We start from the raw sequence: 14,867 nt of genomic DNA, 5'->3' as shown, positions 1-14,867 counted from the left end.
CCCGCGGCAGCGTCCCGGAACGCCCGGTGGCGAGGAACCGGAGGCCCGGGAAAACCGCTCGGCCGGCCACCCGGCCGCTCGCTAGGATCGCGCCCCATGGCGATGTTCGTGCACCTGACCGCCGCGGCGAACGCGCCGCGCATCCGCCGCGCCGGGATCCGCGCCGACAGCCGGGGCCAGGGCGGCGCACGCGGGGTGTACTGCTTCCCCGTGCTGCCCTCGTACACGCTGACCCACCAGTGGCTGCGCGAGCTGGCCCGGTTCGGCCCCAAGGGCGCACTGGTCGCGGTGCACCTCCGACTGGACGACGGGCAGGAGGTCCTGACCGGGCACTACCGCGACCGCGCCCAGGACGCCCAACGGCCGGTGCGGGCCGCCGAGGCGGTCCGGCGGATCGGCGCCCTGCCCGACCCGCGCGGCTGGGAGGTCTTCCTGCCGCGCACGGTGGGCGCCCGCGAGGTGCACCGGGTCCGCGCCGTGCCGCAGGCCACCGGCTGGCGCTATGTCCCGGGCGCCCACGGCACCCGGCCCTGCACCTGTTTCGGCTGCCGTATCCGCGGCGAGTACGGCAGCCGCCGGCTGCGCGAGCGCCACCCGCACCCGCTGGACGGCCCGCCGCCGCCCGTCCCGGTGCTGCTGGCCCGGATCGCGGCGGCCGGCGAACCCGGCGACCCGTACGAACTGCGCACCGCCCTGCACTGGTTCGGGCTGCGCCGCCGCGGCCCGGTGGACCTGCTCACCTGACTGGCCGACCACCCGCACCCGGGCGTGCGGACGGACCTGGTCTGGGCCGTCGGCGGCTGGTCGACCCCGGGCGTCGCCGAGCTGCTGGACGGCCTGGCGGACGATCCGGACCCGCTGGTCCGCGGGGCCGTCGAGGCGGTCAGGGAGAGCTGAGCCCCGGCCGGCGGCCCGCCCCGGACGGGCAGCACCGCTCCGCCGGCCGGTGCGCCGCCGTCAGGAGACGCGCTTGAGCTGCCAGGAGTTCTTCTCCAGGCTCGGCACCGCCGAGTAGTTGCAGCCGGAGCCGTAGTAGGTGCTGACGATCGTCCAGCCGGTCGGCGGCCAGGTGGAGGCGCAGGCGTTGACCACGGTGCCGACCGGGTAGCCGGTGAGCTGCATGATCTTCTTGGTGTTCGGGGTGAAACCGGAGCCGCAGCCCGCGCTGTTCCACCACTGGACGTCCACGAAGCCGCCCGGCGTCAGCGAGGAGGAGCAGCTGGTGCTGGTGTCACCGGGCGCGGCCTGGGCCGTCCCCATGGTCAGGGTCAGCGCGGCGGCGGTACAGCCCAGGGTCAGGACGGCGGAACGAAGGCGTATCACGGGGCGGCTCCTCTCGGTGACGCGGCGCGTCCGCGTCCCGCCCATTCCTATCCGTGCGGAGCCGATGACGGACAGCGACTTTCCGGCCCGACCTGCGGCGCGTTCTCGCCCATTCCCCGCCGGGAGCGCTCCACCGGTACGCGGCTGACCTGCGCACTCTCCCGTCGACATGCCCGTTCGCCGGATCCGGGTGATCATGGGACGAACCGCGTCATCGGCGATTCGGCGCACCGGGCCGTCGGCCCCGGGAGCGCCCGGAAGGTGGACTGCGATGTTCCAGCTCCTGTGGATTCTGCTCATCGGCTTCGTGCTGGGCGTGCTCGCCAAACTGATCCTGCGTGGACCGCAGTCGATCCCCTGGTGGCTGACCATGCTGCTCGGCGCGGCCGGAGCCTGGCTCGGCAACGCCGTCTCCGGCTGGATCGGCGTCCGCCACACCTCGGGCATCGACTGGATCCGGCACATCCTGCAACTGGCCTTCGCCGTCGCCCTGGTGGCCTTCGTCGCGCCCGCGTGGACGAAGTCCCACCAGAACCGCTGACCGGCCGACCCCCGGCACCCGGACCGGCCGACCCGCCGGCCGACCAGCCGGCCGGGCCGCCCGTTCAGCCCACGTGGACGGCCGGCCGGCGGGACCGGTCCGGTTCGGCCTCGCGCAGCACCTCGCGCGTGACGGGGGCGATCTCGCCCTGTCCGAACAGGAAGAACCGCAGGAACTGGGCGAAGGGGTTGCCCTCGGTCCACTCGAAGTAGATGTGCGGCTGCTGCCCGGTGAGGTCGCGCACCTCGAGCAGCAGCGCGGCCAGCGCGTTGGGCACGCTGGAGCTCTCCAGCGCCAGCACCCGGTAGCGGTCGTGCAGCACCTCGCCGCGGACCGTCAGCACGGCCTCGAAGTCGGACGGGTCGAGCACGGTGACCTCGACGAACACCAGGTCGTCCTCGGCCGGGATGTCGTTGTCCCGCCGGATCTGGTGGATCTTGTCGCGGTACTCGGCGAGGTCCCGGCTGTTCGGCTCGTTGGCGATCAGCCGCAGCGGGCGGTGGGTGTAGTCCCGGACGAACCGGTCCGCGACGTCGTCCAGCACCACGTCGGTGACGCGCAGTTCGAAGGCCCGCTTGAGCCGGGACAGGAACGAGAGCAGCATGATGCCCGCGATGAAGCAGGCGCCGATCTTGACCCCGTCCGGCCGCTCGGCGATGTTCACCGCCGTGGTGTAGAGGAACACCCCCGCGATCACCGCGAAGCCGGTGCGCCAACGGCGCTGCCCGGCCTTGTGGGCGGCGATGGTCACCGCGATGGCGGCGGAGCTGATCAGCACCAGCACGCCGGTGGCGTAGGCGCCGCCCTGGGCGTCCACGTTGGCGTCGAAGATCCAGGTGACCAGGAAGGCGATCAGGGTGAGCACGATGACGGTCGGCCGCACCGCGCGGGCCCAGTGCGGGGCCATGCCGTAGCGGGGCAGGTAGCGCGGCATCAGGTTGAGCAGCCCGGCCATCGCGGAGGCCCCGGCGAACCAGAGGATGGCGATCGTGGACAGGTCGTAGACACTGCCGAAGGTGCTGCCCAGGTACTCGTGGGCGAGGTAGGCGAGCGCCCGCCCGTTGGCCTGGCCGCCGGCCTTGAACTGGTCGGCCGGGATGAGCAGCGTGGTGATGAAGCTGGTGGCGATCAGGAACACGCTCATGATCGCGGCGGCGGTGGTCAGCAGCTTGCGGGCGCCGCGGATCCGGCCGGTGGGCTTCTCCTCGGTGTCGTCCGGGTCGCCCTCGATGTGCGGCATCACGGCGACGCCGGTCTCGAAGCCGGACAGGCCGAGCGCCAGCTTCGGGAAGACGATCAGCGCGACGCCGATCATCGCGATCGCGTTGCCGTGCTCCACGGTCAGCGCGTGCGTCCAGTCGCTGAACACGTGCGGGGCCTTGAGCACGTGCCACAGCCCGTTGGCGACCACCACGACGTTCAGCGAGAGGTACACCGCGACCAGCACCACCGCCAGGCCGATCGCCTCGCTGAAGCCCTTGAGGAAGACGGCACCGAGCAGCGCGATCATGATCAGGGTCAGCATCACCTGCTTGCCGGTCAGGGCGCTGTGCAGGTGCGGGTTCTCCACCAGGTGGGCGCTGGCGTCGGCGGCGGACAGGGTGATGGTGATCATGAAGTCGGTGGCCGCGAAGCCCAGCAGGGTGAGCACGAAGAGCTTGCCCTGCCAGAAGGAGAGCAGCCGTTCCAGCATCGCGATCGAGCCCTGGCCGTGCGGGCTCTCCTGGGCGACCCTCCGGTAGACGGGCAGCGCGCCGAGCAGGGTGACGACCACCAGCACGATGGTCGCCAGCGGCGAGACCAGTCCGGCCGCGAGCGCGGCGATGCCGGGCTGGTAGCCGAGCGTGGAGAAGTAGTCCAGGCCGGTCAGGCACATCACCCGCCACCAGCGCTGGCCCTTCTCGTGCGGCGCCTCGGCGTGCGGGCCGGGGTGCTGTTTGGCCAGGTCGGCCAGGCCTTCCAGCATCCACTCCCGGAACCGCCCGCGCCGGGTGACCGGCCCCGCCCCTGCTTCGGCCGACCCCGACGACACCACGGGCACCCCTGTCCACGACTCGGCCGGCCTCGTACGGCTCCGGACCCCCTGTGGCCGCCGGACGGCGGGCCTGGTCAGGCTAGGGGACCGGCCCGCCGGGGCCGGTCAACCGCGCGGGCCGACACGCCCGGGTGCGCCCGTACGGCCCTCCCCGGTGGCGGGCCGTCCCGAGACGGGTGCGGCCGCGCCCGGTCCGGTGTGCCAGGCTGCACGGACCTCGCGGAACACGCGAGGATGTCCGCGCGCACCGACGCACCGGGCCGGCGCCGCACAGCGCGCCACCGGCCGGGCCGGCGCGCCCACGGACCGGGCAGGGACAGGAAAAACGGAGGAAGCGGTGGCGGAGCCGAGTCGGCGGAGGATCCTGGGCCTGGGCCTGATGGCGGCCGCCGTCACTTCCTGCGGCCCCCGTCGCCCGGATGCGGCCCCCGCCGCGCACCCGTCCCCCGGGGCGGCGGGCGCGCCGGCCGCACCGGCGTCCACGCCACCCGGCACCGCCGGCCCGGCCGCCGACGGCCACACCGGCCCGACGAGCGAGCGCTCCCGCCCCGGCAACGCCGACTGGGAGATCACCGACCCCGGCCCGGACGGCGCCATCGAGGGCTTCGCCGACCGGGTCAGCGTCCTGCCCGGCGAACCCTTCGGCCTGCACGTCTCCACCCCCGCCGCCGCGTTCACCGTCTCCGCCTACCGGATGGGCTGGTACGACGGCGCCCGCGCCCGGCTGGTCTGGCGCCGCGAGCACGTCCCCGGCGGCAAGCAGGCCGCGCCGCACGTGGACCCGGCGACCCGCACCGTCCTGACCGGCTGGCAGCGCACCCTCGCGGTGGACACCGCCGGCTGGCCCGAGGGCGCCTACCTGCTGCGCCTGGACGCCGAGGACGGCTCCGGGCGGCGCTACGTCCCGCTCACCGTCCGCTCGGCGAGCACCGCGGGCCGGACCGTGGTGATGAGCGCCCCGGCGACCTGGCAGGCCTACAACGAGTGGGGCGGCTACAGCCTCTACAACGGCCCGACCGGCGGCCTGGCCACCCGCTCGCTGAAGGTCGTCTTCGACCGGCCGTACGACTACGACCACGGCGCCGGGCTGTTCCTGGTCTACGAGGCGCCGCTGGTCGCCCTCGCCGAACGGCTCGGCCTGCCGCTCGCCTACACCACCGGCGTCGACGTGGCCCGCGAACCCGGCCTGCTGACCGGGGCGAGCGCCGTCCTGTCGCTCGGCCACGACGAGTACTGGTCGCCCGAGCAGCGGGCCAACGTGGTCGCCGCCCGCGACGCCGGGACCAACCTGGCGGTCCTGGGCGCCAACTGCTGCTACCGCCGGATCCGCTTCGAGCCGTCCGACCTCGGGCCGGACCGCACGGTGGTCTGCTACAAGGACGCCTGGGCGCAGGACCCGGGCCACCAGGCGGGCGCCCCGGCGACCACCGACTTCCGGACCGGCCCGGGCGCCGACCCGGAGAGCTCGATGCTCGGCGTCATCTACGACGGCTACCCGGTGGACGCCCCGTACGTGGTCACCTCGCCCGGGCACTGGGCGTACGAGGGGACGGGCGTCGCGGCGGGGGCCTCGTTCCCGCACCTGGTCGGGGTGGAGTACGACCGAGTGCACACCGGCTTCCCCACCCCGCGCCCGATCGAGGTGATCGCCCACTCCCCCGTGGTGTGCGACGGCCGGCGCTCCCACTCCGACACCGCCTACTACACCGTGCCGAGCGGGGCCGGGGTGTTCGCCACCGGGACGATGCGCTGGGTCGAGGCGCTGGAGGCCCGCGGCCCCGGCGGCGGCCGGGCCGACCACGGCATCGACTCGCACGCCGGGGACCTGGTCCGCCAGGTCACCGAGAACGTCCTGCGCGCCTTCGCCGCCGGCCCGGCCGGCCGGACCCGCCCGGCCCAGGACAACCTCGACGCCGTCTACGGCACGGCGTAGCCGGCCCGGCTCAGCCCGCGGCCAGCGCGACGGCGAGGGCGGTGGCGGGCAGGACAGTGGTGCGACGGATCGTCATGGGAGGTCTCCGGGGCTACTGTTCCGGGCGTTCGCGGCCCGTCACGGTACCGCATCGTGATCGAACGGGCTTCCGACCTCCGGCCGGGGCAGGAGGCGGTCGGAACGCCCGATACACTCGCACGGTCTCATCCGGAGCAGGCACGAGGGAAACAGAACATGGTCGAGGCCTCCCCCAAGGTCGTTGTGGTCGTCCCCACGTACAACGAGCGGGAGAACCTCCCGGTCCTCGCGGGCCTGCTCGCGGAGCTCCCGGTGCCCGGCCTGCACCTGCTGGTGGTCGACGACAACTCCCCCGACGGCACCGGCGAGATCGCCGACAAGCTCGCCGCGGACTCCGGCGGCACCGTGGGCGTGCTGCACCGCACCGAGAAGGACGGCCTCGGCCGCGCCTACCTGGCCGGCATGGCCAGGGCCCTGGACGAGGGCGCCGATGTCGTGGTGCAGATGGACGCCGACCTCTCCCACCCGGCCTCGGCGATACCCGCGATGGTCGAGCTGCTGCTCGGCGGCGACACCGCCGTGGTGCTGGGCTCCCGCTACGTCCCAGGCGGCTCCACCGCCGAGGAGTGGCCCTGGCACCGCAAGGCGCTCTCGGCCTGGGCGAACTTCTACGTCAACACGATCCTCAGCCTCGGGGTCAGGGACGCCACCGCCGGGTTCAAGGCCTGGCGGGCGGACACCCTCCGCGCCATCGACCTGCCAACAGTGCGGAGCAACGGCTACTCGTTCCAGGTCGAGATGAACTACCGCGTCGTCAAGCAGGGCATGACGATCCGCGAGGTGCCGATCCGCTTCGAGGAGCGGATCGAGGGCGCCTCGAAGATGAGCATGGGCGTGCAGGTCGAGTCCGCGCTGGCGCCCTGGAAGCTGCGCTTCAACCGCGAGGGCTGACGGGGCACCGACGGGACCGGACGGGACCGGGCACGGCAGGACGCCGGCCCGGTGCGGTCGTACGGGTGCCGGACCGCCGCCGGAGCGGTGTGAACGGCCGCCGCGGGGAAAGAAGGGCGACATGGCCCTTCTCCCGGAGACACTCACGGACCTGGTCCGCCGCGGCGCCCGAGAACCGTTCGTGGTCCAGAGCGTCCGGGCCACCGTCGCGGCCACCATCGCCTTCGCGGTGGCGACGCGGCTGAGCAGCGAGCCCGCCCCGCTGACGGCGCCGCTGACCGCGCTGCTGGTCGTCCAGGTCACCGTCTACTCGACGCTCAAGACCAGCATCCGCCGGGTCAACTCGGTGGTGGTCGGGGTGCTGATCGCGATCGGGTTCAGCGCGGTGGTCGGGCTCTCCTGGTGGAGCCTCGGGCTGATCATCCTGGCCTCGCTGGTCGTCGGCCGGTTCGTCCGGGTCGAGGAGTTCGTCCAGGAGGTCGCGATCAGCGCGATGCTGATCCTGGGCGTGACCAAGCTGGCCTCGCAGGCCTGGGACCGGGTGCTGGAGACCCTCATCGGCGCGGCCGTCGGCCTGCTGTTCAACCTGGTGTTCGCGCCGCCGGTCTGGGTGGACACCGCCGGGGAGTCGATCGAGGACCTGGCCCGGCGGGCCCGCCAGCTGCTGCTCGACATCTCCGAGGAGCTGGGCCGCCCCACCCCGGTGGCCCGGGCCGCCGAACGGCTGCACGAGGCCCGCCGGCTGGACCAGGCGATCGCCGACGTGGACGCGGCACTGCGCCAGGCCGAGGACAGCCTGCGGTTCAACCCGCGGATCAGCGAGGGGCTGCTGTCCCGGCTGGTGCTGCGCACCGGGCTGGACACCCTGGAGATCTGCGTCGTCGTGATCCGGGTGCTGGCCCGTTCGCTGACCGACCTGGCCAAGCGGCGCGCGCCCGGCGAACGGCTCTTCCCGCCGGACGTCGCGACGGGGCTGGAGGAGCTGCTGGCGCACGTCGGCGGCGCGATGGTGAGCTACGCGGTGCTGGTGACCACCCAGGTGAGCCGCAGCGCCGAGGAGGCGGAGGAGCGGCTGACCGCCGAGCTGGCGGCGGCCTGGGCCTGCCGGGAGAACGTCGCCCAGGTGCTGCTGCGCAAGGTCCAGGAGCACCCGGAGGCCTGGCAGTTGCACGGTTCGATACTGGCCGAGGTGGACCGCATCCTGGACGAGATGGACCTGGAGCACCGCGGCCGGCGGCTGATGGAGGAACTGGACCGGGCCTCGGTGGCGAACCGGGAGCGGTTCTCCCGCTACGCCTGGCTGCGCCGCCTGCTGCGGGGCGAACGGGCCCGCGGCGGCCGGACGTCCGCTGCGGCGGATCGCCCGGCGGCGTAGCGGTGGAACACCCGGCGGTTCGGCGGGCGCCGGGGTCTCAGGGCATCAGCCAGGGCTCCTGCGGCAACGGGTGGCCGGTCTCCAGGTAGGTCTTGAGGTTGGCGAGCACCGCCGACCAGCCCTGTTCGGCGTCCGCCCGGGCGGCCTCGTCGGCGAGGTCCACGTGGGTGACGGTGAGCCGGGTGAGGTCGTGCCAGCCCTGGAGTTCGAAGGTGACCCGGGAGGGGAAGGCGGCGCGCCCCTCCTGCGGCCCGGCCCAGGTGGTGACCAACAGGTGCGGGCGGTCGACCGCCTCGACGGTGCCGATGACGTCGGCGGTCCCGGAGCCGTCGGTCCGCTGGTGCTCCCAGGGCGCGCCGAGCAGCCAGGTGGAGACGTTGCGGTGGCCCCAGTAGAGGCCGGACTCGTCGGCGTTGGTGAGCGCGTGCCAGACCCGCTCGGGGGTGGCCCGCAGGTAGGTGATGCCGCGGTGGCTGAAGGCGGTCACGGGCTCACCCCTTCGCCGCGTCGAGCAGCGGCTGGATCTCGATCTTCTGCATCCGCAGCATGGCCGCGAAGACGCGGTCCGCCGTGGCCCGGTCCTCGCCCGCGACCAGGTCGAGCAGCACCCGGGGGGTGATCTGCCAGGAGAGGCCGTAGCGGTCCTTGAGCCAGCCGCACGGGCCGGGCTGGCCGCCGTCGGCGGTGAGTTCCGCCCAGAGCCGGTCGACCTCCTGCTGGTCGTCGCACGCCACCTGGAGCGAGATCGCCTCGGTGAAGTGGAACGCCGGGCCGCCGTTGAGGCCCACGTACGCGCGGCCGGCGAGCTCGAACTCGACGGTCATCACCGAGCCCGCCGGGCCGGGGCCGGTCTCGCCGTACCGGGTGGTCCTGAGGACCCGGGAGTTCGGGAACAGCGTGGTGTAGAAGGCGGCGGCCTCTTCGGCCTGGTCGTCGAACCAGAGGGAGGTGGTGATTTTCTGCATGCGCCCGACGGTAACGGCGGGGTCCGTCGGGGCGGCCGAGCCACGGCCGGGGGTCACCGGATCGGCGCCCCCGGCCGTCGCCGGGTCAGTGCACCCAGCCCGCGAAGCGCCGGACGAAGCGCTGACCGGTGTGGGCGGTCACCACGACGTCGTAGCGGCCCTGCTCGTCCAGCGGCCAGGCCAGGTCGGCCTGCTTGCCGGGCTTGACCCAGACGGTCTGCGCGGTGCCCGCGAAGTCGTTGGGCGCGGCGGTGAAGGCCACGTCGGTCATCCCGTCGTTGACGAGCTGCAGGGTGAGCTTGCGGCTGCCGCGCAGGTCGACGGTGACGATCGGCACGCCGATGTCGTTCTGGCCGTCCTGCCCGTCGCGGACCACGGTGCCGGCGAAGCGCCGGACGAAGCCGTCCGGGCCGTGCACGGTGAAGTCGTAGCGGCCGTCGGTGGTGGCGGCGTCCCAGACGTACCGGGCGGTGGCGCCGGGGGCGACGGTGTACGGGGTGCCGGCGAAGGGGAGCAGGATGTTCGGGTAGACGGTGTACGGGAAGGCCACCGAGCCGTCGTTGCTCATCGTGCAGGTGACCTTGCCGGTCTTCCGGTCCACCTCGACGTCGGCCCACGGCTGGTACGGCAGCGGGCGGTGCGGGCGCTCGCCGCGCTCCTGGACGGGCATCGCCTGGGCGCCGACCGCCGGCAGCGCGACGCCGGGCAGCCTGGTGCCCGCGTCGGCCCTGGCCATCAGGGCCTTGGTGTCAGGCAGCACCGGGACCGAGAGCTCGGGGGCGGCGAAGTCGAAGCAGCTGGTGAGGTCGCCGCAGACGGCCCGGCGCCAGGCCGAGATGTTGGGCTCGGCCACCCCGGTGACCAGTTCCATGAAGCGCAGCACCGAGGTGTGGTCGAAGACCTGGGAGTTGACCCAGCCACCGCGCGACCAGGGCGACACGACCCAGAGCGGCACCCGGTTGCCGAGGCCGATGGCCCGTCCCTGGGTGAACTCCTCGGGGGTGCCGGGCTCGGGGGTGGGCGGGACCATGTGGTCGAAGTAGCCGTCGTTCTCGTCGTACATCACCAGGAAGACGGTGTGCCGCCAGACCTCCGGGTTGGACGTCAGCGACCGCAGGGCCTGGTCGACCCAGTGCGCGCCGTAGGCCGGGCCGGCTTCCGGGTGCTCGGAGAACAGGTACGGCGCGACCAGCCAGGAGACGGTCGGCAGGGTGCCGTCCTTGCAGTGGCGGTCGAAGTCGGCGGGGTCGAACTTCGTCATCGCGTTGACGTAACGCGGGTCGTCGTGCGGGAAGTTGTGGAACTGCTTGAAGTAGGAGAGCGCGTTGTCGTCGTAGTCGCCGGTGCGCTCGTCCTTGCTGGGGTTGTGGTAGACGCGCCAGCTGACGCCGGCCGCCTCCAGGCGCTCGGCGTAGGTGGTCCAGTCGGCGACGGGGTTGTCGGTGACCGGGGTGTTGTCGATCCACGGGCCGGTGGTGCCGTCGCGGCCGGGGCCGGACGTGCCGGTCCACAGGTAGAGCCGGTTGGGGTCGGTCGGGCCGGCCAGCGAGGTGAAGTAGGCGTCGCAGACGGTGAACGCGTCGGCCAGGGCGTACTGGTAGGGGATGTCGTCCCGGGTGAAGTAGCCCATGGTGCGCTCGCCCTTGGCGGCGATCCACTTGTTCATCGCGCCGTTGTTGATGGCCTGGTGGCCGGTGGCCCAGTCGTGCGGCAGGCCGCCGGCGTTCTGCGCGTTGTACTTGGCGGTGTCCATCCGGTACGGCAGCATCACGCCGCCGTCGCTGCGCCGGCCGTCGGGCTGGCGGAAGACGTCGGTGCCGTCCGGGAACTGGAGCGCCTGCTTGTCGCCGAAGCCGCGGACGCCGGCCAGGGTGCCGAAGTAGTGGTCGAAGGAACGGTTCTCCTGCATCAGGACGACGACGTGCCTGACGTCCTTGACGGTGCCGGTCAGCGGGGTGCCGGGCTTGGCACCGGCGGCGGGAGCGGGGGCCGGGGCGGCGGCGGCCTGGGCGGCCGTCAGGCCGGACAGGGCGGTGGCGCCGGCGGCCGCGGTGGCGCCGACGAAGGTGCGGCGGGAGAGCTCGGGCATGACGAACTGGCCTCTCGGAGCTGGGAGTCGGGGAGCCTGGGAGCTCAGAGCTGGAAGGTGGCGACCGCGGCGGCGGTGTCGGAGGGCCACTCGTTGGCGGCGGATCCGGGCTCGGGCTGCGGCCAGCCGACGGCCAGGGTGTGCGCCTCGACCAGCTTCAGCGGGCCCGCGTACTGGACGTAGTCGGTGCGGTCCTGCGGCTCGGGGCGGTCGCCGCGCCGCTTGCGGGTGGGCGACCAGGTCGCGCCCGGGGCCTTGACCGGGTCGCGGTTCTCCTCGCGGAAGGTGTCGGTCAGTCCGGCGCCCTGGAGGGCCACGGTGACCGGCCAGGCGAGCGCGCCGACCCCCTGGTGGGCGGCGGCGGTGGCGGCCGTCCAGTCCCGGTGCGAGGGCGAGGAGAGCGCACCGGCCAGCACCACCGGGGTGCGCCGGGCGATGTCCGCGCGGACGGCGGCGGCCAGCGCCTTGGCCTGCCTCAGCCGCAGCGAGCCGTTCTCGGCGGCCTCCACCTCGGCGGCGGTCCGGCCGTCCTGGACGGCGTACGGGCCGTAGCCCGCCTCGTCCAGGTGGGCGGCCCAGAAGCGGACGGTGCGGCCGCCGGGCAGCCGCAAAGTGGCCGCGGCGGCGGGCAGTTCGGCGGTCGGCGGGGTGACGTCGGTGAGCGGGTGGCGGCTGAGGATGCCGACACTGCCCGGGCTCTGGTAGGCGTACCAGCCGAGGGCGTCGGCCAGGGTCCTGGCCCGCTCCCCCGCGGTCTCCTGGAGGGCGAGCACGTCCAGGCCCTGGGCGAGGACCACGCGCAGTTGCTTCTCCAGCGCGTCGGTGTGGGCCGAGCCCGCGTCGTGCAGGTTCCAGCTGGCGGCCTTGAGGCGCGGCGGGGCGGCCGGGTCCGCCACCGGGACGAGGACGGTGACGGTGTCGGTGGCACCCGCGCTGTCCTTGACGCCGACGAGCACCGGCTCGGGGTTCCGGCCGGGGGTGGCGGGGGCGGTGCCGGTGAGCGTGCCGTCGGCGCCGACCGCAGCCCAGGCGGGGCCGCTCACCTTGCGGTAGGTGGCGGAGCCGGCCGGGTTGCCGGCCGGGCGGGACCAGAGGCCGCCGAGCCGGACCGTCACCGCGGCACCCGGGGCGACGGGCGTGGCGGTGAACGCGTCGACGGCGGCGTGCGGGCGGACGACGGCGGGCTTGGGGCGGAAGGTGAACGGCCCGGTGCGGGCCAGGATACCGTAGCCGTCCTTGGCGAGCAGGTAGGCGGTGTACGGGCCGCCGGTCAGCGCGGAGGTGTCGAGCTGGACGTCGCCCGAGGTGCCCGCGGTGTACTTCCACAGCAGCGAGCCGCCGTTGCCGGGCTGGCGGTCGCCGTCGTAGATGCCGACCCAGTTCTTGGCGTCGGGGGCGTCGGTGCTCCAGTGGAAGGTGAGCCGGTCGCCTTCGGTGGGGTTGGTGGAGGAACTGAACGTCAGGGCGCTGCCTGCGGCCACGGTTGTCCTGTCCGCCGCCCGGGGCCGGACCGCCGGGGGACGGTTCGCCGGGGCCGGGTTCGGCTGGTCACGGAGGCTGGGAGGAGGGGAGCGCACGCAGTTGGCTGTACAACTGCGGGCGGCCCTCATTCACCCGAAGGCCGGCGACCGGCGCGTGAACGACGCATGACGGAGCGTCGGGCGGTACGGGAACTTCGCTGGGCGGGGCCGTCGGCCCGCGGCGCGGGTGTGGTCGCGGGTGCTTCGGCGGGCAGGTTCGCGGATGCTTCCTCCGGTGTTTCCGCCGACATGCCGCGAGGGCCGCGGCGGGAGGATCCGCCGCGGCCCTCGTCGGACCGTACTGCCGAACCGGGTGCCGCCCGGTCAGGCCAGGGCGAGGAAGAGCTTCTCCAGCTCGGCCTCGCTCATCGGCGCGGCGTCCTGGTCGGCGGCGGCCATGCACTGGCGCATGCCGCTCGCGACGATCTTGAACCCCGCCCGGTCGAGCGCGCGCGAGACGGCGGCGAGCTGGGTGACCACGTCCTTGCAGTCCCGGCCCGCCTCGATCATCGCGATCACTCCGGCCAACTGGCCCTGCGCGCGGCGCAGCCGGTTCAGGACCGCGCCGACCGCTTCCTCGTCCACCTGCATGTCGGGGCCGCCTTTCACATCGACTGTCGATGGACAAGTGTACCCGGCGGGGTATTCATTCCCGGCTGGCGAAAGCCGTGCTCGGCGCCCCCGGGTACGGCTCGGCTCAGCGGCGGGCCAGGCGGCGCTCCCCGCCCGCGCCGGTCGCGTACGGCAGCTCGTAGTGCGCGAACACGGCGGGCTCGTCCTCGGCGGGCAGCACGTCGTCGGTGCCGATCGCCGGGGCCTGCTTGACCTGGTTGCGCGGGTAGGCCACCCGGAGGTAGTCCGGCCCGGCCACCGCCCCGTCCAGCGGGACGAAGACCAGGCGGCGCCGGCCGGCGAAACCGACCGTGACCGTGCCGAAGAACGGCTCGTCGCTGGCCGTCTCGACGTAGACCGACTCCAGCGACCCGATGCGGTGGCCCTTCTCGTCGACCACGGCGTGGCCGCGCCACTCGCGGATGTCCGCCATCGCGATGCCCACGGGCCTGACCTCCCGTCCCCGGCTGTTCCCCCGCCCGGACCTCCATCCTCCGCCGGGAGCGGCAGGGGCGCGCGGCGAGCCCGGGAACCCTCCCCGCCCGACGAAAAGGGACATACGGGGGTGACCCGACCAACCGGTACCCGGGCCGTGACCTGGGCTTTAGGCTGTCCGCCAACAGGGCCGCGAGTGGATCGTCCGTGGCGCCCGGGGCAGAGGAGACGGCAACCGTGGGATACGAGAACATGTGGGAGTCCGGCGGGGCCGGGATCCCGGCCGACCTGCGGCCCGACGTGCCGCACCCGGCCCGGATGTACGACTACTACCTCGGCGGGAAGGACAACTTCCCCTCCGACCGCGCCGCCGCCGAGAAGGCGCTCGCCGCCAACCCGGAGTTCCGCTCCACCGCCCGCGCCAACCGCGGCTTCCTCACCCGCGCGGTGCGGTGCGTCGCCGAACTCGGCATCGACCAGTTCCTCGACATCGGCACCGGCATCCCCACCGCCGGCAACACCCACGAGATCGCCCAGGCGGCCCGACCGGGCGCACGGACCGTCTACGTGGACAACGACCCGATCGTGCTCAGCCACGCCCGCGCCCTGATGGCCGGCTCGGGCCCCGGCCACACCACCGTCATCCGGGCCGACCTGCGCGAGCCCGCCGCGCTGCTGGACGCCGTCCGGGCGGCGGACCTGCTCGACTTCTCCCGCCCGGTCGGACTCGTCCTCGCCGCCGTCCTCCACTTCCTGCGGGACGAGGACCAGCCCCACCAGGCCCTCGCCACCCTGCTGGACGCCCTGCCCTCCGGCAGCCACCTGGTCCTCTCGCACGGCACCGCCGACTTCATCCCGGCCGAGATCCGCGACCGGGTCACCGGTGTCTACGACAAGGCCACCGCACCCCTCGTCGGCCGCTCCCGCGAGGAGGTCCGGGCCTTCTTCGACGGCCTCGCCCTCCTCGACCCCGGCGTGACCACCGTCCCCCTCTGGCGCCCCGACACCACCCCCGCCCCCGGCGCCGACCGCGTCAGCATGTACGGCGCCGTGGCCCGCAAGCCCTGAGC

15 protein-coding genes are annotated in these 14,867 nt (G+C 73.8%); 7 read left to right on the top strand and 8 right to left on the bottom strand.

Annotation, left to right across the window (positions count from 1 at the left end):
* Window positions 1-96 precede the first annotated feature (96 nt).
* Entirely contained in the window at window positions 97-744 is a 648-nt protein-coding gene (locus tag ACFVU7_RS21900; RefSeq protein WP_388046543.1) for a HEAT repeat domain-containing protein, read from the top strand.
* A gap of 24 nt (window positions 745-768) precedes the next feature.
* Entirely contained in the window at window positions 769-897 is a 129-nt protein-coding gene (locus ACFVU7_RS21895) for a hypothetical protein (RefSeq protein WP_388046542.1), read from the top strand.
* Window positions 898-957: 60 nt separating this feature from the next.
* Here the strand turns inward: ACFVU7_RS21895 and ACFVU7_RS21890 are convergent, their stop codons facing one another.
* Window positions 958-1,323: a hypothetical protein gene (locus ACFVU7_RS21890; RefSeq protein ID WP_117493017.1), complete on the bottom strand. Its 366-nt coding sequence runs from the start codon at window positions 1,321-1,323 to the stop codon at window positions 958-960.
* 271 nt (window positions 1,324-1,594) lie between these two features.
* Between ACFVU7_RS21890 and ACFVU7_RS21885 the strand changes: the two genes are divergently transcribed.
* Window positions 1,595-1,864: a GlsB/YeaQ/YmgE family stress response membrane protein gene (locus ACFVU7_RS21885; RefSeq protein WP_049651509.1), complete on the top strand. Its 270-nt coding sequence runs from the start codon at window positions 1,595-1,597 to the stop codon at window positions 1,862-1,864.
* Between the two features lie 64 nt (window positions 1,865-1,928).
* Here ACFVU7_RS21885 and ACFVU7_RS21880 read toward each other — a convergent pair whose 3' ends face one another.
* A complete protein-coding gene (locus tag ACFVU7_RS21880; protein ID WP_049651508.1) occupies window positions 1,929-3,830 on the bottom strand; it encodes an APC family permease in 1,902 nt (633 codons plus the stop codon).
* Window positions 3,831-4,236: 406 nt separating this feature from the next.
* Between ACFVU7_RS21880 and ACFVU7_RS21875 the strand changes: the two genes are divergently transcribed.
* The 3 genes from ACFVU7_RS21875 (at window position 4,237) to ACFVU7_RS21865 (ending at window position 8,176) form a co-directional block, all read left to right on the top strand.
* Entirely contained in the window at window positions 4,237-5,832 is a 1,596-nt protein-coding gene (locus tag ACFVU7_RS21875; protein WP_388046540.1) for a N,N-dimethylformamidase beta subunit family domain-containing protein, read from the top strand.
* A gap of 234 nt (window positions 5,833-6,066) precedes the next feature.
* The gene (locus ACFVU7_RS21870) at window positions 6,067-6,801 is read left to right on the top strand and encodes a polyprenol monophosphomannose synthase (RefSeq protein WP_388046538.1); all 735 of its coding nucleotides are present in this window, start codon (window positions 6,067-6,069) and stop codon (window positions 6,799-6,801) included.
* 121 nt (window positions 6,802-6,922) lie between these two features.
* On the top strand, window positions 6,923-8,176 hold the full coding sequence (locus ACFVU7_RS21865; RefSeq protein ID WP_074004852.1) for an aromatic acid exporter family protein: 1,254 nt from the start codon (window positions 6,923-6,925) through the stop codon (window positions 8,174-8,176).
* A 37-nt stretch (window positions 8,177-8,213) separates the two neighbouring features.
* On the opposite strand, the gene ACFVU7_RS21860 is transcribed toward ACFVU7_RS21865, so the two are convergent.
* From ACFVU7_RS21860 to ACFVU7_RS21835, 6 genes are all read right to left on the bottom strand, one after another.
* Window positions 8,214-8,663: an SRPBCC domain-containing protein gene (locus ACFVU7_RS21860; protein WP_049651504.1), complete on the bottom strand. Its 450-nt coding sequence runs from the start codon at window positions 8,661-8,663 to the stop codon at window positions 8,214-8,216.
* Window positions 8,664-8,667: 4 nt separating this feature from the next.
* Complete coding sequence (locus ACFVU7_RS21855; protein ID WP_380737195.1) at window positions 8,668-9,141, bottom strand: VOC family protein; 474 nt, start codon at window positions 9,139-9,141, stop codon at window positions 8,668-8,670.
* A gap of 85 nt (window positions 9,142-9,226) precedes the next feature.
* Entirely contained in the window at window positions 9,227-11,230 is a 2,004-nt protein-coding gene (locus tag ACFVU7_RS21850; RefSeq protein ID WP_388046536.1) for a phosphocholine-specific phospholipase C, read from the bottom strand.
* A gap of 44 nt (window positions 11,231-11,274) precedes the next feature.
* Window positions 11,275-12,711 (bottom strand): endonuclease/exonuclease/phosphatase family protein, encoded by a 1,437-nt coding sequence (locus tag ACFVU7_RS21845; protein ID WP_388046534.1) that lies wholly within the window; start codon window positions 12,709-12,711, stop codon window positions 11,275-11,277.
* Window positions 12,712-13,074: 363 nt separating this feature from the next.
* Window positions 13,075-13,341: a metal-sensitive transcriptional regulator gene (locus ACFVU7_RS21840; protein WP_049651499.1), complete on the bottom strand. Its 267-nt coding sequence runs from the start codon at window positions 13,339-13,341 to the stop codon at window positions 13,075-13,077.
* Window positions 13,342-13,447: 106 nt separating this feature from the next.
* Window positions 13,448-13,795, bottom strand: coding sequence for a PRC-barrel domain-containing protein (locus ACFVU7_RS21835; protein WP_049651501.1), 348 nt, complete (start codon window positions 13,793-13,795; stop codon window positions 13,448-13,450).
* A 254-nt stretch (window positions 13,796-14,049) separates the two neighbouring features.
* Between ACFVU7_RS21835 and ACFVU7_RS21830 the strand changes: the two genes are divergently transcribed.
* A complete protein-coding gene (locus ACFVU7_RS21830) occupies window positions 14,050-14,865 on the top strand; it encodes an SAM-dependent methyltransferase (protein ID WP_074004855.1) in 816 nt (271 codons plus the stop codon).
* Window positions 14,866-14,867 lie beyond the last annotated feature (2 nt).

Origin of the sequence: Kitasatospora sp. NPDC058046, assembly GCF_042885595.1 — a bacterium.
GTDB lineage: Bacteria > Actinomycetota > Actinomycetes > Streptomycetales > Streptomycetaceae > Kitasatospora.
Note: the sequence above shows the minus strand (reverse complement) of the source record. Positions and strands in the feature narration are given on the sequence as shown.

What these genes read in the sequence shown, in the direction of transcription:
- ACFVU7_RS21840 (WP_049651499.1), bottom strand. Translation starts at nt 13,341, where the DNA reads ATGCAGGTGGACGAGGAAGCGGTCGGCGCGGTCCTGAACCGGCTGCGC.
- ACFVU7_RS21830 (WP_074004855.1), top strand. Translation starts at nt 14,050, where the DNA reads ATGTGGGAGTCCGGCGGGGCCGGGATCCCGGCCGACCTGCGGCCCGAC.
- ACFVU7_RS21865 (WP_074004852.1), top strand. Translation starts at nt 6,923, where the DNA reads ATGGCCCTTCTCCCGGAGACACTCACGGACCTGGTCCGCCGCGGCGCC.
- ACFVU7_RS21855 (WP_380737195.1), bottom strand. Translation starts at nt 9,141, where the DNA reads ATGCAGAAAATCACCACCTCCCTCTGGTTCGACGACCAGGCCGAAGAG.
- ACFVU7_RS21870 (WP_388046538.1), top strand. Translation starts at nt 6,067, where the DNA reads ATGGTCGAGGCCTCCCCCAAGGTCGTTGTGGTCGTCCCCACGTACAAC.
- ACFVU7_RS21835 (WP_049651501.1), bottom strand. Translation starts at nt 13,795, where the DNA reads ATGGCGGACATCCGCGAGTGGCGCGGCCACGCCGTGGTCGACGAGAAG.
- ACFVU7_RS21880 (WP_049651508.1), bottom strand. Translation starts at nt 3,830, where the DNA reads ATGCTGGAAGGCCTGGCCGACCTGGCCAAACAGCACCCCGGCCCGCAC.
- ACFVU7_RS21850 (WP_388046536.1), bottom strand. Translation starts at nt 11,230, where the DNA reads ATGCCCGAGCTCTCCCGCCGCACCTTCGTCGGCGCCACCGCGGCCGCC.
- ACFVU7_RS21885 (WP_049651509.1), top strand. Translation starts at nt 1,595, where the DNA reads ATGTTCCAGCTCCTGTGGATTCTGCTCATCGGCTTCGTGCTGGGCGTG.
- ACFVU7_RS21900 (WP_388046543.1), top strand. Translation starts at nt 97, where the DNA reads ATGGCGATGTTCGTGCACCTGACCGCCGCGGCGAACGCGCCGCGCATC.